Below are 19,514 nucleotides of genomic sequence, written 5' to 3' on the forward strand. Positions count from 1 at the left end.
CCTCCCAGGTGGGGTGACATCCGGTCGGGCGGTGCGCGGTAGCCTTCACGCTGCACACACGTGCGCAGGCTCGCGCACGGGGACTTCTCATTACCGGCCCGCATCTGGAGGAGCCACGGCGATGGCGGAACACACCAGCTCGAGCATCACGATCGAGGCGGCACCGGCCGATGTCATGGGGGTGATCTCCGACTTCGCCCGCTATCCGGACTGGACCGGCGAGGTGAAGGAGGCGGAGGTCCTCAAGACCGACGAGGCCGGCCGCGCCGAGCAGGTCCGGCTCGTCATGGACGCGGGGGCGATCAAGGACGACCAGACGCTGGCGTACACATGGACCGGAGAGCACGAGGTCTCCTGGACACTGGTGAAGTCCCAGATGCTGCGCTCCCTCGACGGCTCGTACATCCTGAAGCCGGCGGGGGCGGGGACGACGGAGGTGACGTACAGGCTGACGGTGGACGTCAAGATTCCGATGCTCGGCATGATCAAGCGCAAGGCCGAGAAGGTCATCATCGACCGGGCGCTGGCAGGGCTGAAGAAGCGGGTGGAGTCGGGCACGTAGGACAGACGGGACCGGGCGTTGCCCAGCCCCGCGCAGCAGGGCTGAACCTCCGCGTCCGTTACCGTTCACCCTCATGCGCACCATCCTGATCACGGGCCCCGGCGGCAGCGGCCGTACGACCATCGCGGCCGCCACCGCGCTGCACGCGGCCCGCGAGGGCACCCGCACCCTCGTCCTCAGCGCCGACCGCACGGACACCCTCGGCGGCGCACTCGGGGTGACGACGGGCGCGACCCCGACCCCCGTCATCCCGAACCTCACCGCCTGGCGCCCGGACGCCTCCGCCGGCTTCCGCGACGACCTCGCCGCCTTCCAGGACCGCGCGGCCTCCGTCCTCGACCTCCTCGGCGCCTCCCGCCTGGACCCCGAGGAGGTCACGCCCCTCCCCGGCGCCGAGGAGCTCGCCCTTCTGCGCGCCCTGCGGGACGCCGCGCTCTCCGACGCGCACGACCTCCTCGTGGTCGACCTGCCTCCGACCCCGCAGGCCCTCGCCCTCCTCGCCCTCCCCGAGGAACTGCGCCGCTACCTGCGCCGCCTGCTCCCGGCCGAACGGCAGGCGGCCCGCGCCCTGCGCCCCGTCCTCGGGCGGCTCGCGGGCGTCCCCATGCCCGCGGAGTGGCTGTACGAGACAACCGGCCGCTGGGACCTCGAACTCGCCGCCGTGGAAGCAGTCGTCGCCGACCGCGACACCGTCGTACGCCTGGTCGCCGAGCCGGGACCGGCCGGCGCCGACGCCGTACGCACGGCCCGACTCGGCCTCGCCCTGCGCGGCCTGCGCACCGAGTCGCTGGTCGCCAACCGCGTCCTGCCCGAGGGTGCCGCGGACAGCTGGCTCGCCGGGCTCATCGCCCAGCAACGCAAGACCTTGGAGGAGTGGCAGGAGACGTACGGCCCGCACCGGGTCCCCCACCTCGGCCGCGACCCCCGCGGCACCGACGATCTCGCCGCGCTCCCCGTTCCCGGCGTCAACGCGGCCGCATCCCCGGTCGAGTGGCCCGTCACCGACCGGCTCGGTGAGGACGGCGTGCTCGTGTGGCACATCCCCCTCCCCGGGGCGATACGCGAGGAGCTCGACCTCATCCGGCGCGGCGACGAACTCGTCGTCACCGCCGGGCAGTTCCGGCGCATCGTCCCGCTGCCCTCCGCCCTGCGCCGGTGCACCGTCGACGGGGCCGCGCTGCGCGAGGACGAGCTGCGCATCCGGTTCGCGCCGGATCCGCAGATGTGGCCGCGGACACGGTGAACCACGTACCCCCGTTCGGGTAACGTCGTAGAGACGAACCGTAGTCAGGAGTCCGTCATGAGCGAAGAGCTCCCCCCGTCAGACGCCACCGTGCACGAGGCGGCCGACGAGGTGCCTCGCGCCACCGACGACGACGCCTGGGCCACGGCCTGCGAGGAGGACCTGCAGGCGGAGAAGGCGCGTCGCCGCGCCGAGTACGGCCCGCCCCCGGGCTCGGCAGCCGAGGAACTGCGCAAGCTCGTCGACGCCGTGAGCGACAAGCTGTCGTCGCTCCAGTCGCCGCTGTTCGGGGCGGTGGCCGGGCCGGCCGCCCAGCAGGTGGTGCGCCAGGTCGTGCAGCAGGCGAAGTCCGCCGTCGAGCCCGTCATCGAGCGCAATCCGGACGTCTTCGACCATCTCGCCGCGGCCGGCAACGAACTGCTCGCCGCCTACCGCTCCGCGGTCCAGGCTCAGGAGCAGCGCTGGACCGCTCGTACGCAGGACATGCACAAGGACCTGGACGAGCGCCGCGAGGGCGGCGAGGGCACCGGCCCGGGCGAACGCATCGACCTGGACTGACGGCCCCGACCGCGCTCGCGCGGGAGCACCCCCGTGGAGCCGGCCCCCGCCCGCCCGCCAGGCGGACGACGGGAATCGGACGGCAGGGCCTCGGGTACGGTTGGCCGTAGCGGGGCTCGACCGGAACTGAGGGATTCATGGGACTCACCATCGGCGTCGACATCGGCGGCACGAAGATCGCGGCCGGCGTGGTCGACGAGGAAGGCAACATCCTCTCGACCTTCAAGGTGCCGACCCCCACCACGCCCGAGGCCATCGTGGACGCCATCGCCTCGGCGGTGGAGGGCGCGCGCGCCGGCCACGAGATCGTCGGCGTGGGCATCGGAGCGGCCGGCTACGTCAACCGGCAGCGCTCCACCGTCTACTTCGCGCCCAACATCGACTGGCGCCAGGAGCCGCTGAAGGAGAAGGTCGAGGCGCGCGTCGGCCTCCCGGTCGTCGTGGAGAACGACGCCAACGCGGCCGCCTGGGGCGAGTACAGGTTCGGCGCGGGCAAGGGCCACCGCAACGTCATCTGCATCACGCTCGGCACCGGCCTCGGCGGCGGCATCATCATCGGCAACAAGCTGCGCCGCGGGCACTTCGGCGTGGCCGCCGAGTTCGGGCACATCCGCATGGTGCCGGACGGGCTGCTGTGCGGCTGCGGCTCGCAGGGCTGCTGGGAGCAGTACGCCTCGGGGCGCGCCCTCGTCAGATACGCCAAGCAGCGCGCCAACGCCACCCCCGAGAACGCCGAGATCCTGCTCGGCCTGGGTGACGGCACCCCCGAGGGCATCGAGGGCAAGCACATCTCCATGGCCGCCCGCCAGGGCGACCCGGTCGCCGTCGACTCCTACCGCGAGCTGGCCCGCTGGGTCGGCGCGGGCCTCGCCGACCTGGCCTCCCTCTTCGACCCCTCCGCGTTCATCGTCGGCGGCGGCCTCTCCGACGAGGGCGAGCTCGTCCTCGACCCCATCCGCAAGTCGTACAAGCGCTGGCTGGTCGGCGGCAACTGGCGCCCGGTCGCCGACGTCCTCGCCGCCCGCCTGGGCAACAAGGCCGGGCTGGTGGGCGCGGCGGACCTGGCGCGGGAGCCCGACCCGATCATGTGAGGGTCACTTCGGACCGACGGTGATTCCCCGCGCCCCTGAGGGGCGCGGGGCTGTATCGACATGCCGCTCCGTCGCGTGGGCGTGACGCGCCACCACGCACCCGGAGTCGCAAACGGACAAATGCGCCCGAGCTCCTGGGCGTACATTGATCCACATGGCGCCCTCGACCCCGCTGCTCCCCAAGTCCAGCACCGACTCCGACGGTTCGGCCATCATCCGCGTCCTCACCTACAACATCCGCTCGATGCGCGACGACACCACCGCCCTCGCCCGGATCATCAACGCCTGCACCCCGGACCTGGTCCTGATCCAGGAGGCCCCCCGGTTCTTCCGCTGGCGCAAGAAACTCGCCAGACTCGCCGCCGCATCCGGGCAAGTGATCCTCTCCGGCGGCGCCACAGCCGCGGGCCCGGCGATCCTGTGCACCCTCCGCGCCACAGTGGAACGCACCGAGGACGTCCTGCTGCCCCTCACCCCCGGCCTGCACCGACGCGGCTTCGCGACGGCGGTCGTCCGCTTCGGCGGCGTCCGGCTCGGCGTCCTGAGCTGCCACCTCAGCCTGCAGAAGGACGAGCGGTACGAGCAGGGCGGCATGCTCCTCGACCGGCTCGCCGGAATGGGCACGGAGCACGCGATCGCGGGCGGCGACCTCAACGAGGGCCCCGGCGGTCGCACCTTCCGGCGGCTGGCCGACAGCCTCCAGGACTGCCGGCCCGTCGCCCCCTGGGGCGGCGAGCACACCTGGACGCGCACCGACCCCCACCGGCGCATCGACGCGATCTTCGCAACAAAGGGTGTGGAGGTGCTGGGGTGCGGGGTGCCCCTCGGTCACCCCGGCGTGACCGGGACAGACCTGAGGGCGGCCACGGACCACCTTCCGGTCCTGGCCGCCCTCAGAATTCCCGCGGCCTGAAGGATCAGACCGGCGGGCCACGTCAGACCACCGCGCCGCGCCCCGGATCCCCGTCGTCATCGTCGTCGGTCTTCATGCGCGTGACCAGCGTGACGAAGCCGCCGAGGAAGCCCCCGATGCCGAGCGTCGTGAGCCACCAGGTCATGTCCCAGCCGAGCAGCACCGCGAGCAGGAGCAGCAGCGGACCGCCGATCACCGCGAGCCAGGCGAACTTCGCCGTTGCGTCGGCGGTCGGCAGCGGCGGTGGCTCGGGCGGTACGAAGTGGCCCTCGTCGTCCTCGTCGAAGTCGTCGTCGGACGGCTCGGCGGCCGTGTAGTCGCGCGGGCCGACGCCGGGCGCGAAGGAGACGGAGCTGCCCAGCGGCTTGGCGGGCTTCTTCTGCTCGCCGGGATCCTCGTCGTTCGTCTCGGACTCGAGCAGCGCCAGGTCCTCGACCGACTTGAACGGCTTGCTGCCCGGCGGGTCCTTCGGCTCCTCGCCGAAGCCCGCGACGATCGCCGCCCAGGCGGCCTCCTCGTCGAAGGGCACGCTCTGCTCCTCCGGCTCGCGGTTCTCCCGCTCTGCCTGGGGTTCGCGGTCCTCGCGGTCCTCGCGCTCGGAGTCGTGCTCAGCCACCTGCCGTGGTCCCTTCCTTGCCGACACTGGGTGCGAGCCGGGCGATGAACGCGTAGCTCTCCTCGAAGATCCGGTCCGCGTCGTGGTCCAACGTCGCCACGTGGTAGCTCTGTTCCAGGAGGACCTCCTTTACGTCCGTCGACGACACCCGGCTCAGGATCCGCGCGGAGTCGGCCGGCGGCACCACGTGGTCCCGCACGCTGTGCAGGAGCAGCAGCGGCTGGGTGACCTGTGGCAACTCCCCGTCGACACGGCGGAAGAACGTCCGCAGGGAGTGCGCCGCGTGCAACGGCACCCGGTCGTAGCCGATCTCCACGCTGCCGGGCCTGGCGATGTCGCTGGCGATCCCCTTCGTCGTGCGGACGGCGTGGCGGGCGACGGGAAGGGCACGCGCGGCCAGACCGTGCACCTTGTTGGCCGGGTTGACGACCACGACTCCGGAGACGCCGTCCCCGTGCTTCGCGGCGAGCCGCAGGGCGAGGGCGCCGCCCATGGACAGTCCCGCCACGAACACCCGGGCGCAGCGGTCGCGCAGGTCGCGCAGGGCGCGGTCCACCTCCGCGTACCAGTCCTGCCAGCCGGTGAGCTGCAGGTCCTCCCAGCGAGTGCCGTGCCCGGGCAGTAGCGGCAGTGAGACGGTCAGGTCGCGCCCGGCCAGGTACTCCGCCCAGGGGCGCAGCGACTGGGGGGAACCGGTGAAACCATGACAGAGGAGGACCCCGACCTCCCCGCCGTCATGGCGGTACGGCTCGGCTCCAGGAAGGACCGGCACCTTCGGTCTCCTGTTCGTGATAGGGACATGAACGCGTCCGGGTGTGGCTTCACCGTACGCGACCGCACTGACACCGACCAGGGCCGTCGGGTTCTTCGAGCGCACTCCGGGTTAAGGTCTGATCAACACATACAGGAGGCACTCGGTTGTTGTACGGCGCGATGAAGGTTTCCGTCGGGGGGACGCTGAAGCTCGTCTTCAGACCCTGGGTGGAAGGCCTGGAGAACGTTCCCGCCGAGGGCCCCGCGATCCTGGCGAGCAATCACCTGTCCTTCTCGGACTCGTTCTTCCTCCCCGCGGTCCTGGACCGCAAGGTCACCTTCATCGCCAAGGCCGAGTACTTCACCACGCCCGGCGTGAAGGGACGGCTGACGGCGGCCTTCTTCAAGGGCGTCGGGCAGCTCCCGGTGGACCGTTCCGGCGCGCGCGGCGCGGGCGAGGCGGCGATCAGGAGCGGGCTGGAGGTGCTGGAGCGCGGTGAGCTGTTCGGCATCTACCCGGAGGGCACGCGCTCGCCCGACGGCCGTCTCTACCGCGGCAAGCCCGGCGGCCTCGCGCGCGTGGCGCTCGCCAGCGGTGCGCCCGTGATCCCGGTCGCCATGATCGACACCGAGAAGATCCAGCCGCCCGGCAAGGTCGTCCCGAAGGTGATGCGGCCCGGGATCCGCATCGGCAAGCCCCTGGACTTCAGCCGCTACCAGGGGATGGACCACGACCGCTTCGTGCTTCGCGCGGTGACCGACGAGGTCATGTACGAGATCATGAAGCTCTCCGGCCAGGAGTACGTCGACATGTACGCGACCGCGGCCAAGCGCCGGCTCGCGGAGGCGTCGAAGGCCGGGAAGGAAGCGGAGAAGGCCGCCAAGGCCGCACTCGCGCAGGCCCAGAAGGAACGGGCGGAGAAGGAAAAGAAGGCCGAACAGCAGTAGTCCGGGTCCTGGACAGGGCAGTCTGGGGTCTCGGGCCGGGGTGGGGTGGGGTGGGGCGTCATGGCCAAGCGTGAGCGGGTAATGCGGATGTCGGTCGAGCAGCCGCTGTGGCGTGCGCTCACCGCCTACCGGGTTCTGACGATGCTGTACGCGGTCGGCCTCTTCGCCACCGCGTACGACGAGTTCGCCCGCCCCGGCGTCGCCATCGGCTACTACGTCGTGCTCTTCGTGTGGACGCTGGCCACCCTGCCCAGGGTCGCCAACGCCGCCGCCTGCACCAAGCGGTTCCTCGCCGTCGACCTCACCGTCGCGCTCACCGGCATCCTGCTCACGCCCGTCGCCGACTCGCACCAGCGGATCACGGAGGGCGGTCCGACGCTTCCGTCGATATGGACCGCCGGTTCCGTCCTCGCCTTCGCCATCAAGGGCGGCTGGCGCTGGGCGGCGTTCGCCTCGACGGCCGTCGCCGTCGCCAACCTGGTCGAGCGCGGCACCCCGGCCCGCGACACCGTCCACAACGTGATCCTCGTCTGGGTCGCCTCCATCGCCATCGGGTACGTCGTCGAGGTCGCCCGCGCCTCCGAGCGCACCCTCGCCCGCGCCCTGGAGATCGAGGCCGCGACCCGGGAGCGGGAGCGGCTCGCCCGGGACATCCACGACAGCGTCCTGCAGGTGCTGGCCATGGTGCAGCGGCGCGGCGCGGTCATCGGCGGCGAGGCGGCCGAGCTGGGCCGGATGGCCGGCGAGCAGGAGGTGGCGCTGCGCACGCTGGTCTCCGGCGGGCTGGTGCCGGTCTCACGGGCGTCGGAGGACGTGGCCGAAGGGGCCGTCGTACGAGCGGTGGAGGAGCCGGACGACTCCGACGCTCCGGTCGATCTCCGCACGCTGCTCGCCCCGTACGCCGCCGCGAAGGTCAGCCTCGCCGAGCCCGGGGCCCCGGTGCCGCTGCCCCCGGCCGCCGCGAAGGAGCTGGCCGCGGCCGTCGGGGCCGCGCTGGACAACGTACGCAAGCACGCGGGGGAGCACGCGCGCGCGTGGATCCTCGTCGAGGACGAGCCCGACTCGGTGATCGTGACCGTGCGGGACGACGGGCCCGGCATCCCGGAGGGGCGGCTCGCGCAGGCCGAGGGCGAGGGGCGGCTCGGTGTGGCCCTCTCGATCCGGGGCCGGCTGCGTGACCTCGGCGGCAGCGCCGAGCTGGTCTCGACTCCCGGGCAGGGCACGGAGGTCGAGCTGACGGTGCCGAAGGACGCGAAGAAGACACGGGGGAAGGCAGGACGGCGATGAGTGACAAGGGCCCGATCAAGGTCATGGTGGTCGACGACCACCCCATGTGGCGCGACGCGGTCGCCCGCGACCTGGCCGAGTCCGGCTTCGAGGTGGTCGCCACCGCGGGCGACGGCGAACAGGCCGTGCGCCGCGCCAAGGCCGCGGTGCCCGACGTCCTCGTGCTCGACCTGAACCTGCCCGCCAAGCCCGGCGTGCAGGTCTGCAAGGAGGTGGTCGGCGCGAACCCGGCGCTGCGCGTGCTGGTGCTGTCGGCGAGCGGCGAACACGCCGACGTGCTCGAGGCGGTGAAGTCCGGCGCGACCGGCTACCTGCTGAAGTCGGCGTCCACGGAGGAACTGCTCGACGCGGTGCGCCGGACGGCCGTCGGCGACCCCGTCTTCACGCCGGGGCTCGCGGGCCTTGTCCTCGGTGAGTACCGGCGCCTCGCCTCCGATCCGGCGCCCGCCCCGGAGACCGGTTCGGAGGCGCCCCGCCTCACCGACCGCGAGACCGAGGTACTCCGGCTGGTCGCCAAGGGCCTGAGCTACAAGCAGATCGCCGAGCGTCTGGTCATCTCGCACCGCACGGTCCAGAACCACGTTCAGAACACCCTCGGCAAGCTGCAGTTGCACAACCGGGTGGAGCTGGTGCGGTACGCGATAGAGCGCGGGCTTGACGACGAGTAAACGAACCGCCTGACAATTCACCGGAATTGCCCTTCACGCCCATCCCTGTGTGAGCTGGATCACCATTAGCGTGGCCCTCAGCAGGCAACCGCGGCGAAGGGACATTTCCATGCGGGTCGGAGTACTGACCGGAGGCGGCGACTGCCCCGGGCTCAACGCCGTCATCCGGGGCGTCGTCCGCAAGGGCGTGCAGGAGTACGGCTATGACTTCGTCGGCTTCCGGGACGGCTGGCGAGGACCTCTCGAGAACGACAGCGTCCGCCTCGACATCCCCGCGGTGCGCGGCATCCTGCCCCGCGGCGGCACCATCCTGGGCTCCTCGCGCACCAACCCCCTGAAAGTCGAGGGCGGCATCCGGCGCATCAAGGAGAACCTGGCCAAGCAGGATGTCGAGGCGCTCATCGCGATCGGCGGCGAGGACACCCTCGGTGTCGCCGCACGCCTCACCGACGAGTACGGCGTGCCCGTCGTCGGCGTACCGAAGACCATCGACAACGACCTGTCCGCCACCGACTACACCTTCGGCTTCGACACCGCGGTCGGCATCGCGACGGAGGCCATCGACCGCCTGCACACCACCGCCGAGTCCCATATGCGCGTTCTGGTCTGCGAGGTGATGGGTCGTCACGCCGGGTGGATCGCCCTGCACTCCGGCCTCGCCGGCGGCGCCAACGTCATCCTCATCCCCGAGCAGCGCTTCGACCTCGACCAGGTGTGCGCCTGGATCACCTCTCGCTTCAAGGCCTCGTACGCGCCGATCGTGGTCGTCGCCGAGGGCGCCATGCCGAAGGACGGCGACATGGTGCTGAAGGACGAGTCGCTCGACTCCTTCGGGCATGTCCGGCTGTCCGGCGTGGGCGAGTGGCTCGCCAAGGAGATCGAGAAGCGCACCGGCAAGGAGGCCCGGACGACGGTGCTCGGGCACATCCAGCGCGGTGGCACCCCCAGCGCCTTCGACCGCTGGCTCGCCACCCGCTTCGGCCTGCACGCCATCGACTGCGTCCACGACGGCGAGTTCGGCAAGATGGTCGCCCTGCGCGGCACGGACATCGTGCGCGTCCCGATCGCGGAGGCCACGGCCAGGCTGAAGACGGTCGACCCGAAGCTGTACCAGGAGGTGGGGGTCTTCTTCGGCTGAGGAGATGCACCGGCGATGCGGGGTTGTCGGCCTTGTATTCTGCCCATAACCCCGCAGAACGGGAGCATTCATGGAGATCCTCGCCTTCGGCGTCCAGGCGGACGAGAAGCCCATGATCGAGCATGCCTTCCAGGGCCACCACGAGATCCGCTGCCTCGACGTCCTCCTCAACGAGGACACCGCACCGATCGCGGCCGGCTACGAGGTCGTCTCCTCCAGCGTCAACGCCGACCTGGGCCCCCGCGTCCTGGAGACCCTCGCCTCGGGCGGCACACGGATGATCGCCCAGCGCTCCACCGGCTTCAACAACATCGATCTCGGGGCCGCCGAGCGCCTCGGCATGACGGTCGCCCGCGTGTCGTCCTACTCGCCGTACTCGGTCGCCGAGTTCGCCTGGACCCTCGCCATGGCCGTCAACCGCCGTGTCGTCCGGGCCTCCACCCGCACCCGCGACTTCGACTTCCGCCTCGACGGCCTGCTGGGCCGCGACATGCACGGCCGTACCGCCGGGATCCTCGGCACCGGCAAGATCGGCGAGGCGTTCACGCGGATCGCCCACGGCTTCGGCATGCGGCTGCTCGGCTGGGACATCGCCGAGAACCCCGCCTGCATGCAACTCGGCATGAGGTACGTCTCCAAGGACCAGCTCCTCGCCGAGTCCGACCTCGTCACCCTGCACGTTCCACTCATGCCGGAGACCCAGCGCCTCCTCGACGCCGACGCCCTGAAGGCGATGAAGGACGACGCGATCCTGGTGAACTCCAGCCGCGGCGGCCTGATCGACACCGCGGCCCTCGTCACCGAACTGCGCGAGGGCCGCTTCACCGGCGTCGGACTGGACGTCTACGAGGCGGAGGCAGGCCTCTTCTACGTCGACAAGTCCCTGGAGGCCGTGGGGGACGACGTGCTGGCCCGCCTGGTCACCTTCCCGAACGTCCTGGTCACGTCCCACCAGGCGTACTACACCGAGGACGCCGTGAGCCAGATCGTCGAGGCCACGGTCAGGAACGTGCTGGACTACCGGGCGGGCCGCCGCTCCGAGAACGTGCTGGTGCCGCGCACCTGACCGACCAGCTCCCGCACGACGGACGCGCCGTTCAGGGTCAGGACCGACTCCGGGTGGAACTGCACACCGGCGAACCCCGGTCCTCGTACGGCGTGCACCTCGCCGTTGCCGGCCCGGCTGATCTCGATGCCGTGGGCGGCCAGTTCCTGGCACGCCTCGTCGTCGCAGCGCGCCACGAAACTGTTGTAGAAGCCGACCGTCTCGGTCCGCCCGAACAGGTCGATCGTCGTCTGCGCGCCCTGGTACGGCACTTCCTTCCGTACGATCTCGAGCCCCAGCTCGGCCGCGATCAGCTCGTGCCCGAGGCAGACGCCGAGGACGCCGTGCCGGTGTCCCCGGATCACCTCGGCGGTCAACTCCCTCAGGAACCTCATCTTGGGGTCGTCCACGTCGGACGGGTCACCGGGGCCGGGCCCGAGGACCACCGGCCCCCCGTGCGCGAGCACGGCCGCCCGCAGTCCGGGCTCGTCGTAGCGCCGGACGGTGACCTCGAGGCCGCTCGACCGCAGCACGTGGGCGAGCATCGCGGTGAAGGTGTCCTCCCCGTCGACCACCAGGGCATGACCGGTGACCTCCTCGGACCGCTCCTGCATCCGCAGCCAGAACGGCGCCAGCGAGGCCCGGCGCCCGTCCAGCGCCGCACGCACCCGCGGGTCGTCCGCCAGCCGGGGCCGCGCCCGCTCGTCACGCGGCCGCGACGGACGTACGCCCAGAGCCGCCAGCACCCCCGCCGCCTTGGCGTGCGTCTCCGCGACCTCGCTCGCCGGATCCGAGCCGCGTACGAGCGTGGCGCCGACCGGCACGCGCAGCCGTCCCGCCGCGTCGATGTCGGCGGTGCGGATGAGGATGGGGGAGTCGAGGGTCTGGGCGCCGCCGGTGTCCCTTCCCAGCAGCGCGAGCGCGCCGGCGTAGTAGCCCCGGCCGCCGACCTCGTGCCGCTCGATGACCCGGCAGGCGTTCTGCACGGGCGAACCGGTGACGGTCGCGGCGAACATGGTCTCCTTCAGGACCTCCCGCACGTCCAGCGAGGACTTCCCGCGCAGCTCGTACTCGGTGTGCGCGAGGTGCGCCATCTCCTTCAGACGCGGGCCCACCACGACCCCGCCCATGTCGCCGACGGTGCACATCATCTTGAGCTCCTCGTCGACGACCATCGACAGCTCCTCGATCTCCTTGCCGTCGGCGAGGAAGTCGAGCAGGTGCTCGGGGGTGGGCCCCTCGGCGGGATAGCGGTACGTCCCGCTGATCGGGTTCATGACGACCGTGCCGCCGGACATCCGCACATGCACCTCGGGACTGGCGCCGACGAGCGTGCGCTCCCCGGTGTGGACGACGAACGTCCAGTACGCGCCCCGCTCGCCCTCCAGCAGCCGCCTGAACAGGGCGAGGGCGTCGGCCCTGGAGAACCCGGGGATCTCACCCCCGTACGTCCTGCGGATCACGAAGTTCGCGCCCTCGCCCCGGCCGATCTCGTCGTGCAGCACCCGTCCGACGATCCGCGCGTACTCCTCGTCGGCGACGTCGAAGCCGCCGCCCTCGACGCGCACCTCGTGCGACGGGAGCTGTTCCAGAGCGTCGGCGAGCGGGATGCCGTACGACTCCTCGGGTGTGAGCACGGTCAGGGGCGTGCCGTCGTCGCGGACGTCGAAGCCGCGCTCGCGGATCTGGCGGAAGGGGACGAGGGCCAGGCCCTCGTCGGGGAGGTCGGCGAGGCGGTCGTGTGCGGCGACCGGGCCGAGGAACACCTCCACGGTGTTCTCGTCGTGGCCCGGCGTGCGGCGGCGCAGCAGGGCGAACGGGCGGGGATCGTCGAGCAGGTCGAGCAGCTGCATGGGTCCGTTTTCCTTCTCGCTGGGAGGAACGGGCCCCGGAAACGCCGAAGGCCGCCCCTCGGGCGGCCTTCGCGAAGTCTTGCGTACGCGCAGTCAGTGGGCCGCCGGATGAGCGGTCCACCACCAGTTCTGGGTCGAGTGCGCGAACATGGCAGGCACCCTACCGCACGATCAGTGGGGCGACAGGTGAGCGAGGGGCCGTCTCACCTGTCGAGCCGGACGAAAACGACTCGACACGACCCCGTAATGTTGAGGGCGTGACCGTGAACGCTAAGACCAGCGCGAGCGCTGGCAACACCTGGCGAGACCTGCCCGCGGCGCAGCAGCCCGAGTACCCCGACACCGAGGCTCTGCGCGCAGTGATCGCGGACCTCGAGTCGTATCCGCCGCTCGTCTTCGCGGGCGAGTGCGACCAGCTGCGCGCCCGGATGGCGGCTGTCGCCAAGGGAGAGGCGTTCCTCCTCCAGGGCGGCGACTGCGCCGAGGCCTTCGACGCGGTGTCCGCCGACCACATCCGCAACAAGCTCAAGACCCTGCTGCAGATGGGCGCCGTGCTGACGTACGCCGCGTCCGTGCCCGTGGTGAAGGTCGGCCGCATCGCCGGCCAGTACTCCAAGCCGCGTTCCAAGGGCACCGAGACCCGTGACGGCGTGACCCTGCCGACGTACCGCGGCGACTCGGTCAACGGCTTCGACTTCAACGAGGCCGCCCGCGTCCCGGACCCCGAGCGCCTGAAGCGGATGTACAACGCCTCCGCCTCCACGCTCAACCTGGTGCGCGCCTTCACCACCGGCGGCTACGCCGACCTGCGCCAGGTGCACGCCTGGAACCAGGACTTCGTGAAGTCGTCGCCGTCCGGCCAGCGCTACGAGCAGCTCGCCCGGGAGATCGACAACGCGCTGAACTTCATGCACGCGTGCGGGGCCGACCCGGAGGAGTTCAAGACCGTCGAGTTCTACTCCTCGCACGAGGCTCTGCTGCTCGACTACGAGTCCGCGCTCACCCGCGTCGACTCCCGCACCGGGCAGCTGTACGACGTCTCGGCGCACATGGTGTGGATCGGTGAGCGCACCCGGCAGCTGGACCACGCGCACATCGAGTTCGCGTCGAGGATCCGCAACCCGATCGGCATCAAGCTCGGCCCGACCACGACGGCCGAGGAGGCGCTGCAGTACATCGAGCGCCTCGACCCCGACCGTGAGCCGGGCCGGCTGACCTTCATCGTCCGCATGGGCGCCGACAAGATCCGCGACCGGCTTCCCGAGCTGGTCGAGAAGGTCACGGCGTCCGGCGCGGTGGTGGCCTGGGTGACCGACCCGATGCACGGCAACACCTTCGAGGCGGCCTCCGGTCACAAGACCCGCCGCTTCGACGACGTGCTCGACGAGGTCAAGGGCTTCTTCGAGGTCCACAAGTCGCTGGGCACCCACCCGGGCGGCATCCATGTGGAGCTCACCGGCGACGACGTCACCGAGTGCGTCGGCGGCGGCGACGAGATCTTCGTCGACGACCTGCACCAGCGCTACGAGACGGCCTGCGATCCGCGGCTCAACCGCAGCCAGTCGCTGGACCTGGCGTTCCTCGTGGCGGAGATGTACAGGGACCAGTAGCGGTTCGCCTGTTACAGGGCATGCACTGGGGCGCGGATCACATACGATCCGCGCCCCTCAGCACTTTTGCGACCACAGGACGCCGGGTAAGGTTAGGTTATCCTTATTGATCTCGGCGGGAGGTGAACCGCGTGTTCGTGTGCAGCTGCTTCGGAGTGACCGAAGCGCAGGTCCAGCAGCATGCGGACGACGGCGCCTGCACGCCCCGCCAGATAGCCTCCGCCTGCAAGGCCGGCACGGACTGCGGTTCCTGTGTCCGTCGCATCCAGGCGATTCTCGGCCGGGGCGCATGTCCCCGCCGTGAGCTCGCCGACCAGGGCAAGCCCGTCCTCGCGGCCCTCGAAGGGCTCGAGGAAGCCGCGTAGCTCAGCTCTCCGGCTGCTCGATCAGCTGCGCGATGTACAGCGCCTCACCGAGCTTCTCCAGCAGTTCCAGCTGTGTGTCGAGGTAGTCGATGTGGTGCTCCTCGTCCGCGAGGATCGACTCGAAGATGTTCGCGGACGTGATGTCACCCTTTTCGCGCATCACCTTGATGCCGCGCCTGAGGCGGTCGATCGCCTCGACCTCGATCTGCCGGTCGGCCTCGAACATCTCCCGGACCGTCTGGCCCACGCGCACATGGAACAGCCGCTGGTAGTTGGGCAGGCCCTCCAGGAACAGGATCCGGTCGGTGAGCACCTCGGCGTGCTTCATCTCGTCGAACGACTCGTGCCGCGTGTACTTGGCGAGCTTGGTCCAGCCGAAGTTCTCCTGCATCTTCGCGTGCAGGAAGTACTGGTTGATCGCCGTGAGCTCGGCCGTCAGCTGCTCGTTGAGGAACTCGAGAACCTCGGGGTCACCCTGCATCGCAGAGGCTCCTTCCACAGGAGGGACAGGGGGAGCGAACGGCCGCATGATTGCACCGGCATCGAAGATCGTCCAGTAAGTGCATACTTAGTAAGTTAGTCCATGCTTAGTCGGAGTTGCCCGTTTCTGGACATGGCTGGTCATGTGCACTGCCCGGGGTCTGTCAGGATGGAGTCATGGGTCATCCGGTGGAGCGCGAATCTGGAGAAGCGGCACGGTCAGAGCTTCCGCCGGGGCAGCGACTGCAGCGGGGCTGGCCCGTCACACACTACGGGCCCGTGCCCAAGTTCAGGCCCGAACGCTGGGAGTTCAGGGTCTTCGGTGCCACCGCCGACGGTGAGAAGCACTGCTGGAACCACGAGGAGTTCACGGCCCTGCCGTACACCACCGTCGTGGCCGACCTGCACTGTGTCACGAAGTTCAGCATGCTCGGCGCGGAGTGGGGCGGGATCCCGGCACGGACGATCCTGGAGACCGCCCCGCCGGCTCCCGATGTCACCCATGTGATGGTGTGGGCCGAGTACGGATTCAGCTCGAACCTGCGCCTCGCGGACTTCGCGTCCGAGCGGACCATCTTCGCCACCCACAAGGACGGCGAACTGCTGACGGCGGAACACGGCTTTCCGCTCCGTCTGGTCGTCCCTCATCTGTACGCCTGGAAGGGCCCCAAGTGGGTCCGCGGTGTGGAGTACATGACCGCCGACCGCCGCGGCTTCTGGGAGGAGCGCGGCTACCACAACATCGGCGACCCGTGGAAGGAACAGCGGTACTCGTACCAGGAGGGGCCCGGGGACGGCCCCGAACTCTGAGTCCTGGCCCTCGGGGGCGGTTCAGTGGTGGTACTGGTGGACCACCGCGTGCCCCTTGCCGCGGCCGATCATCCACTTGTTGACCGGCGTGGTGGCCACGAAGGCGATCACCAGTGAGATCGCCAGCGCGCCCCAGAACTGCAGGTCGCCCAGTTCCGCGTCCATCGCGCCGGGCCACAGCACGATCACGCCGTTGTCGACCAGCTCCATCACGGCGATCGACAGGGTGTCCGCGGCCAGCGCCACCCGGACGGCCGCGCGCAGGCCGACGCCCGCCTTCAGTACGCCGCGCAGGGTGAACGAGTAGCCGAAGAAGAAGGCCAGGACGATCGCCAGGACCGTCGTGGGGAGGTTGGCCCAGCCGAGCGCCGTGCCGATCACCATGCCGAGCACCTCGCCGATGGCGCACCCGGTCAGGCAGTGAAGGGTGGCCTGGGCGGCCATGGGCCAGGTGGCGGTCGTGCCGGGCCCGTGCTGATGTTCCTCGTGACGGTGAGCGTGTGCCGTGTGCGCCTCGTGCTCCATGAGTGCCCCCAATGCCCGGGTTACGGTTCCTGCACCGAGCAAGAACCGTATACCCCCCTGGGGTATTCCTCAACGCGTCAGGAATCCCGGAGCTTCTTCAGCCGTTCCACGTCCGCCGCATGGCCCTCCTTGCCGCCGGGCGTCTCGATGATCAGCGGTACGCCCTCCGTGGCCGGGTGCGTCATCAGCGCCCGGAACGGGTCCTCGCCGATGTGGCCGGCGCCGATGTTCTCGTGCCGGTCCTTGTGTGCGCCGACCACGTCCTTGGAGTCGTTGGCGTGGATCAGCTTCAGCCGCCCCGCGCCGACCGTGTCCACCAGCAGGTCGAGGGTCCGGTGCATGCCGTCCGGACCGGTCAGGTCGTGGCCGGCCGCGAAGACATGGCAGGTGTCCAGGCACACGCCCAGCTTCGGATGGGCGTCCAGCGCCTCGAAGTACGGCCCGAAGTCCCAGGTCCGCGAACACAGCGAGGCGCCCTGTCCGGCGGTGGACTCCAGGAGCAGGAACGGGTCGTCGTCATGGGTGAGTTCGTCGAGCAGCGGCAGCAAGCGCTCCCGCACCTGCTTCAGCGCCACCGCCCGCTCCCGCCCGCCGGTCGCGCTCCCCGTGTGCACGACCACGCCCAGCGCCCCGATCTCCCGCCCGCGCCGCAGCGAGTGCCGCAGCGACTCCACGGACCGCTCGACGGTCGCCTCGGTGTGCGAGCCGAAGTTGATCAGGTACGGGGCGTGCACGTACGCCGGGATCGACTCGGCCTCGCACACCTCCCGGAACGCCTCGTCCTGCCGCGGGTTCCCGGCGGGCGTGGCCCAGCCGCGCGGGTTGGCGACGAAGACCTGCACGGTCTCCGCCTTGAGGTCATGGGCGTACGACAGCCCCACCGAACGCAGGCCGCCGGCCACGGGGACATGACCGCCGACGGGGTTGCGGGAGGGGAAGGGAGCGGGAACGCCGGACTGCTGACTCGTCACCCGTTCAGGGTGTCATGGGCCGGCGCCCGCCCGATCACCGGATGGTGATCGTGATCGTCGACCCCTTGGGCGCCGTCTCGCCGCCCGCCACGGACTGCTTCCTGACGGTGTCACCGAACAGCCCGAGGATCCCGCGGTCCTCCCTGACCTCGAAGCCGGCGTCCTTCAGCTGCTGCTTGGCGTCGTCGACGCTGTCTCCGACCACGTCCGGGACCTCGACCATCTCCGGCCCCTTGGACAGTGTCAGCGTCACCGTGTCGCCCTCGGCGGCCTGCTTGTCCGCCCCCGGGGTCTGCGCCGCGACCCTGCCCTTGTCGTACTCGGAGTTGACCTCCGCGGCGGAGATCTCCACCTTCAGTCCGGCCTCTTCCAGCTCCGCCCGGGCGTCCTCGGGGTCCTCGCCGGTGACGTCCGGGACGTCCACCGGGCTGCCCTTGCTGACGACGATCGCGATCGCCGAGCCCGCGTGCCGCTCCGTGCCCGCCTCGGGTTCGGTGCTGATCACGAAGCCCTTGATGACGTCGTCGCTGAAGGCCCGGGTGACCATGCCCGGCTCCAGCCCGTCACTCTTGAGCCGGGCCTTCGCCTTGTCCAGCCGGTAGCCCTTCACATCGGGCACCTTCACGGTCTCCGGGCCGTCGGAGATGGTGAGCGACACCGAGTCGTTGTCGCGGATACGGGTGCCCGGCGCCGGATCCGTGCTGATGACCGAGCCGCGCTGCACGGTGTCGCTGTAGGCGTGCTTGATCGTCCCGACCCCGAGCCCGGCCGCCTCGAGCCGCTCCCGGGCCTGCTTCTCCGTCTTGGTCAGCAGTGGCGGGACCTTGGTGAACTGGCCGGAGTTGATGTACCAGACGCCCGCGCCGACGCCGAAGACCAGCAGGACGGCGGCGATGACCGTGACGAGGCCGCGCCCGGGCCGCGAGAACCGCCGCCGTGGCGGCAGCGGCGGCGGGCTCTGCAGCCGGCTGGTGCGGTTCAGGGGAGGCTCGTCGTCCTCGTTGACGGGCAGCGGCCGCGGCACCGTCAGCGAACGCGGTATCACGCTCGTACGGTCGTCGGCGTTGTGGTGCCCGGCGGAGACCGCCTGTGGCGGTACGGCGTCCAGCTGGTCGGCGCTGAGCGCCGCGCGGGACTCCCGCGCCTGCGCGAGCAGCGCCACCGCGTCGTACGGACGGACGTCCGGCGTGCGGGCGGTCGCCGAGGCGACGAGCTCGTCCAGCTCGTACGGCAGCCCCGGCACGAGGGCCGACGGCGGCGGCACGTCCTCGTGGAGGTGCTTGTACAGGATCACGGCGGGGGAGTCCCCGTCGTGCGGCTTTTCGCCCGTCAGCATCTCGTGGAGGACGACACCGCACGCGTACACGTCGACGCGCGGGTCCGCGGCGCCGGGCTGGTCGATCTGCTCGGGAGCGAGGTACGAGACGGTGCCGAGCACGGCACCGGTCGTGCTGGTGACCGTGTCCACAGACCGCACGAGCCCGAAGTCGGCGACCTTGACCCGGCCGTCGTCCCCTATCAGCACGTTCTCGGGCTTCATGTCCCGGTGCACGAACCCGGCGCGGTGCGCGGCGCCGAGCGCGGCGAGCACCGGCTCGAGGATGTCGAGTGCGGCCCGCGGCTGCAGTGCTCCGCGTTCGCGCAGGACGTCACGCAGCGTGCACCCGGCGATGTACTCCATGGCGAGGTACACGTACGACCCGTCGGCGCCCTGGTCGAAGACCTGCACGACATTGGGGTGCGCGAGCCGGGCGACGGACTTCGCCTCCCGGATGAACCGCTCGACGAACGCCCCGTCGGCCGCGAGCGCCGGGTGCATCACCTTCAACGCGAGCACGCGGTCGAGGCGGGTGTCCACGGCCCGGTAGACCGTGGCCATCCCGCCGACCGCGATCCGTGCGTCGACGCGGTAACGGCCGTCGAGCACCCGCCCGACGAGAGGGTCCTGAAGGGTCGTATCCACGCAGGTGAGTGTACGAGCCGCCACCGACACCACCGCCGCTTCCACCGGATCGGATCGGGACTGCAGCCGACCTGTGACGGAGGAGACACGCAGAAAGCGCTACCACCCCAAACCG

The 19,514-nt window shown here is 70.6% G+C and carries 21 protein-coding genes; 13 read left to right on the forward strand and 8 right to left on the reverse strand.

Features of this window, described 5'->3' with window-relative positions:
* The first annotated feature begins 121 nt into the window (after nt 1-121).
* The 5 genes from ABZO29_RS32705 to ABZO29_RS32725 all read left to right on the forward strand — a co-directional run bounded on the left by ABZO29_RS32705 (nt 122) and on the right by ABZO29_RS32725 (nt 4,367).
* Entirely contained in the window at nt 122-562 is a 441-nt protein-coding gene (locus ABZO29_RS32705; RefSeq protein WP_367323779.1) for an SRPBCC family protein, read from the forward strand.
* A gap of 73 nt (nt 563-635) precedes the next feature.
* Nucleotides 636-1,805 carry an ArsA family ATPase gene (locus ABZO29_RS32710; RefSeq protein WP_367323780.1) on the forward strand — a complete coding sequence of 390 codons (1,170 nt, stop codon included), beginning with the start codon at nt 636-638 and terminating at the stop codon, nt 1,803-1,805.
* Between the two features lie 57 nt (nt 1,806-1,862).
* A complete protein-coding gene (locus ABZO29_RS32715; protein ID WP_367323781.1) occupies nt 1,863-2,363 on the forward strand; it encodes a DUF5304 domain-containing protein in 501 nt (166 codons plus the stop codon).
* A 137-nt stretch (nt 2,364-2,500) separates the two neighbouring features.
* Nucleotides 2,501-3,454, forward strand: coding sequence for an ROK family glucokinase (locus ABZO29_RS32720; protein WP_367323782.1), 954 nt, complete (start codon nt 2,501-2,503; stop codon nt 3,452-3,454).
* A gap of 154 nt (nt 3,455-3,608) precedes the next feature.
* Nucleotides 3,609-4,367 carry an endonuclease/exonuclease/phosphatase family protein gene (locus tag ABZO29_RS32725; RefSeq protein WP_367323783.1) on the forward strand — a complete coding sequence of 253 codons (759 nt, stop codon included), beginning with the start codon at nt 3,609-3,611 and terminating at the stop codon, nt 4,365-4,367.
* A 22-nt stretch (nt 4,368-4,389) separates the two neighbouring features.
* On the opposite strand, the gene ABZO29_RS32730 is transcribed toward ABZO29_RS32725, so the two are convergent.
* Together ABZO29_RS32730 and ABZO29_RS32735 are read right to left on the reverse strand one after the other, a co-directional pair.
* Nucleotides 4,390-4,983 (reverse strand): hypothetical protein, encoded by a 594-nt coding sequence (locus ABZO29_RS32730; RefSeq protein ID WP_367323784.1) that lies wholly within the window; start codon nt 4,981-4,983, stop codon nt 4,390-4,392.
* Complete coding sequence (locus ABZO29_RS32735) at nt 4,976-5,755, reverse strand: alpha/beta hydrolase (protein ID WP_367323785.1); 780 nt, start codon at nt 5,753-5,755, stop codon at nt 4,976-4,978. Before ABZO29_RS32735 ends, ABZO29_RS32730 begins: the two co-directional genes overlap by 8 nt.
* Before the next feature lie 161 nt (nt 5,756-5,916).
* Here ABZO29_RS32735 and ABZO29_RS32740 point away from each other — a divergent pair, with 161 nt between their 5' ends.
* From ABZO29_RS32740 to ABZO29_RS32760, 5 genes are all read left to right on the forward strand, one after another.
* Nucleotides 5,917-6,684 carry a lysophospholipid acyltransferase family protein gene (locus ABZO29_RS32740; protein ID WP_367323786.1) on the forward strand — a complete coding sequence of 256 codons (768 nt, stop codon included), beginning with the start codon at nt 5,917-5,919 and terminating at the stop codon, nt 6,682-6,684.
* A gap of 60 nt (nt 6,685-6,744) precedes the next feature.
* On the forward strand, nt 6,745-7,971 hold the full coding sequence (gene macS, locus ABZO29_RS32745; RefSeq protein WP_367323787.1) for a MacS family sensor histidine kinase: 1,227 nt from the start codon (nt 6,745-6,747) through the stop codon (nt 7,969-7,971).
* Entirely contained in the window at nt 7,968-8,639 is a 672-nt protein-coding gene (locus ABZO29_RS32750; protein WP_367323788.1) for a response regulator, read from the forward strand. The genes macS and ABZO29_RS32750 overlap by 4 nt, the downstream gene beginning before the upstream one ends.
* Nucleotides 8,640-8,748: 109 nt before the next feature.
* Nucleotides 8,749-9,777 (forward strand): 6-phosphofructokinase, encoded by a 1,029-nt coding sequence (locus ABZO29_RS32755; protein ID WP_367323789.1) that lies wholly within the window; start codon nt 8,749-8,751, stop codon nt 9,775-9,777.
* Between the two features lie 70 nt (nt 9,778-9,847).
* Nucleotides 9,848-10,843 (forward strand): 2-hydroxyacid dehydrogenase, encoded by a 996-nt coding sequence (locus ABZO29_RS32760; RefSeq protein WP_367323790.1) that lies wholly within the window; start codon nt 9,848-9,850, stop codon nt 10,841-10,843.
* Here the strand turns inward: ABZO29_RS32760 and ABZO29_RS32765 are convergent.
* Both ABZO29_RS32765 and ABZO29_RS32770 read right to left on the reverse strand, forming a co-directional pair.
* Nucleotides 10,795-12,675, reverse strand: a complete 1,881-nt coding sequence (locus tag ABZO29_RS32765) for an anthranilate synthase family protein (RefSeq protein ID WP_367323791.1) — start codon at nt 12,673-12,675, stop codon at nt 10,795-10,797. The genes ABZO29_RS32760 and ABZO29_RS32765 overlap by 49 nt on opposite strands.
* A gap of 93 nt (nt 12,676-12,768) precedes the next feature.
* Nucleotides 12,769-12,825 carry a trp operon leader peptide gene (locus ABZO29_RS32770; RefSeq protein ID WP_071528813.1) on the reverse strand — a complete coding sequence of 19 codons (57 nt, stop codon included), beginning with the start codon at nt 12,823-12,825 and terminating at the stop codon, nt 12,769-12,771.
* A 107-nt stretch (nt 12,826-12,932) separates the two neighbouring features.
* Between ABZO29_RS32770 and ABZO29_RS32775 the strand changes: the two genes are divergently transcribed.
* Both ABZO29_RS32775 and ABZO29_RS32780 read left to right on the forward strand, forming a co-directional pair.
* Nucleotides 12,933-14,285, forward strand: coding sequence for a class II 3-deoxy-7-phosphoheptulonate synthase (locus ABZO29_RS32775; RefSeq protein ID WP_367323792.1), 1,353 nt, complete (start codon nt 12,933-12,935; stop codon nt 14,283-14,285).
* 122 nt (nt 14,286-14,407) lie between these two features.
* Nucleotides 14,408-14,650 carry a bacterioferritin-associated ferredoxin gene (locus ABZO29_RS32780; RefSeq protein ID WP_367323793.1) on the forward strand — a complete coding sequence of 81 codons (243 nt, stop codon included), beginning with the start codon at nt 14,408-14,410 and terminating at the stop codon, nt 14,648-14,650.
* 1 nt (nt 14,651) lies between these two features.
* Here ABZO29_RS32780 and bfr read toward each other — a convergent pair whose 3' ends face one another.
* Nucleotides 14,652-15,131: a bacterioferritin gene (bfr, locus tag ABZO29_RS32785; protein WP_367323794.1), complete on the reverse strand. Its 480-nt coding sequence runs from the start codon at nt 15,129-15,131 to the stop codon at nt 14,652-14,654.
* A gap of 176 nt (nt 15,132-15,307) precedes the next feature.
* Between bfr and ABZO29_RS32790 the strand changes: the two genes are divergently transcribed.
* Nucleotides 15,308-15,940, forward strand: a complete 633-nt coding sequence (locus ABZO29_RS32790; protein ID WP_367323795.1) for a sulfite oxidase-like oxidoreductase — start codon at nt 15,308-15,310, stop codon at nt 15,938-15,940.
* 21 nt (nt 15,941-15,961) lie between these two features.
* On the opposite strand, the gene ABZO29_RS32795 is transcribed toward ABZO29_RS32790, so the two are convergent.
* The 3 genes from ABZO29_RS32795 to pknB all read right to left on the reverse strand — a co-directional run bounded on the left by ABZO29_RS32795 (nt 15,962) and on the right by pknB (nt 19,399).
* On the reverse strand, nt 15,962-16,465 hold the full coding sequence (locus ABZO29_RS32795) for a DUF4396 domain-containing protein (RefSeq protein ID WP_367323796.1): 504 nt from the start codon (nt 16,463-16,465) through the stop codon (nt 15,962-15,964).
* A 77-nt stretch (nt 16,466-16,542) separates the two neighbouring features.
* Nucleotides 16,543-17,436 carry a deoxyribonuclease IV gene (locus tag ABZO29_RS32800; RefSeq protein ID WP_367323797.1) on the reverse strand — a complete coding sequence of 298 codons (894 nt, stop codon included), beginning with the start codon at nt 17,434-17,436 and terminating at the stop codon, nt 16,543-16,545.
* Between the two features lie 34 nt (nt 17,437-17,470).
* Nucleotides 17,471-19,399, reverse strand: coding sequence for a Stk1 family PASTA domain-containing Ser/Thr kinase (gene pknB, locus ABZO29_RS32805; protein ID WP_367323798.1), 1,929 nt, complete (start codon nt 19,397-19,399; stop codon nt 17,471-17,473).
* Nucleotides 19,400-19,514 lie beyond the last annotated feature (115 nt).

This window comes from Streptomyces sp. HUAS ZL42 (genome assembly GCF_040782645.1).
Lineage (GTDB): Bacteria > Actinomycetota > Actinomycetes > Streptomycetales > Streptomycetaceae > Streptomyces.

What these genes read in the sequence shown, in the direction of transcription:
- macS (WP_367323787.1), top strand. Translation starts at nt 6,745, where the DNA reads ATGGCCAAGCGTGAGCGGGTAATGCGGATGTCGGTCGAGCAGCCGCTG.
- ABZO29_RS32765 (WP_367323791.1), bottom strand. Translation starts at nt 12,675, where the DNA reads ATGCAGCTGCTCGACCTGCTCGACGATCCCCGCCCGTTCGCCCTGCTG.
- ABZO29_RS32725 (WP_367323783.1), top strand. Translation starts at nt 3,609, where the DNA reads ATGGCGCCCTCGACCCCGCTGCTCCCCAAGTCCAGCACCGACTCCGAC.
- ABZO29_RS32710 (WP_367323780.1), top strand. Translation starts at nt 636, where the DNA reads ATGCGCACCATCCTGATCACGGGCCCCGGCGGCAGCGGCCGTACGACC.
- ABZO29_RS32715 (WP_367323781.1), top strand. Translation starts at nt 1,863, where the DNA reads ATGAGCGAAGAGCTCCCCCCGTCAGACGCCACCGTGCACGAGGCGGCC.
- ABZO29_RS32755 (WP_367323789.1), top strand. Translation starts at nt 8,749, where the DNA reads ATGCGGGTCGGAGTACTGACCGGAGGCGGCGACTGCCCCGGGCTCAAC.
- ABZO29_RS32790 (WP_367323795.1), top strand. Translation starts at nt 15,308, where the DNA reads ATGGGTCATCCGGTGGAGCGCGAATCTGGAGAAGCGGCACGGTCAGAG.
- bfr (WP_367323794.1), bottom strand. Translation starts at nt 15,131, where the DNA reads ATGCAGGGTGACCCCGAGGTTCTCGAGTTCCTCAACGAGCAGCTGACG.
- ABZO29_RS32750 (WP_367323788.1), top strand. Translation starts at nt 7,968, where the DNA reads ATGAGTGACAAGGGCCCGATCAAGGTCATGGTGGTCGACGACCACCCC.
- ABZO29_RS32760 (WP_367323790.1), top strand. Translation starts at nt 9,848, where the DNA reads ATGGAGATCCTCGCCTTCGGCGTCCAGGCGGACGAGAAGCCCATGATC.
- ABZO29_RS32795 (WP_367323796.1), bottom strand. Translation starts at nt 16,465, where the DNA reads ATGGAGCACGAGGCGCACACGGCACACGCTCACCGTCACGAGGAACAT.
- ABZO29_RS32705 (WP_367323779.1), top strand. Translation starts at nt 122, where the DNA reads ATGGCGGAACACACCAGCTCGAGCATCACGATCGAGGCGGCACCGGCC.
- ABZO29_RS32720 (WP_367323782.1), top strand. Translation starts at nt 2,501, where the DNA reads ATGGGACTCACCATCGGCGTCGACATCGGCGGCACGAAGATCGCGGCC.
- ABZO29_RS32740 (WP_367323786.1), top strand. Translation starts at nt 5,917, where the DNA reads ATGAAGGTTTCCGTCGGGGGGACGCTGAAGCTCGTCTTCAGACCCTGG.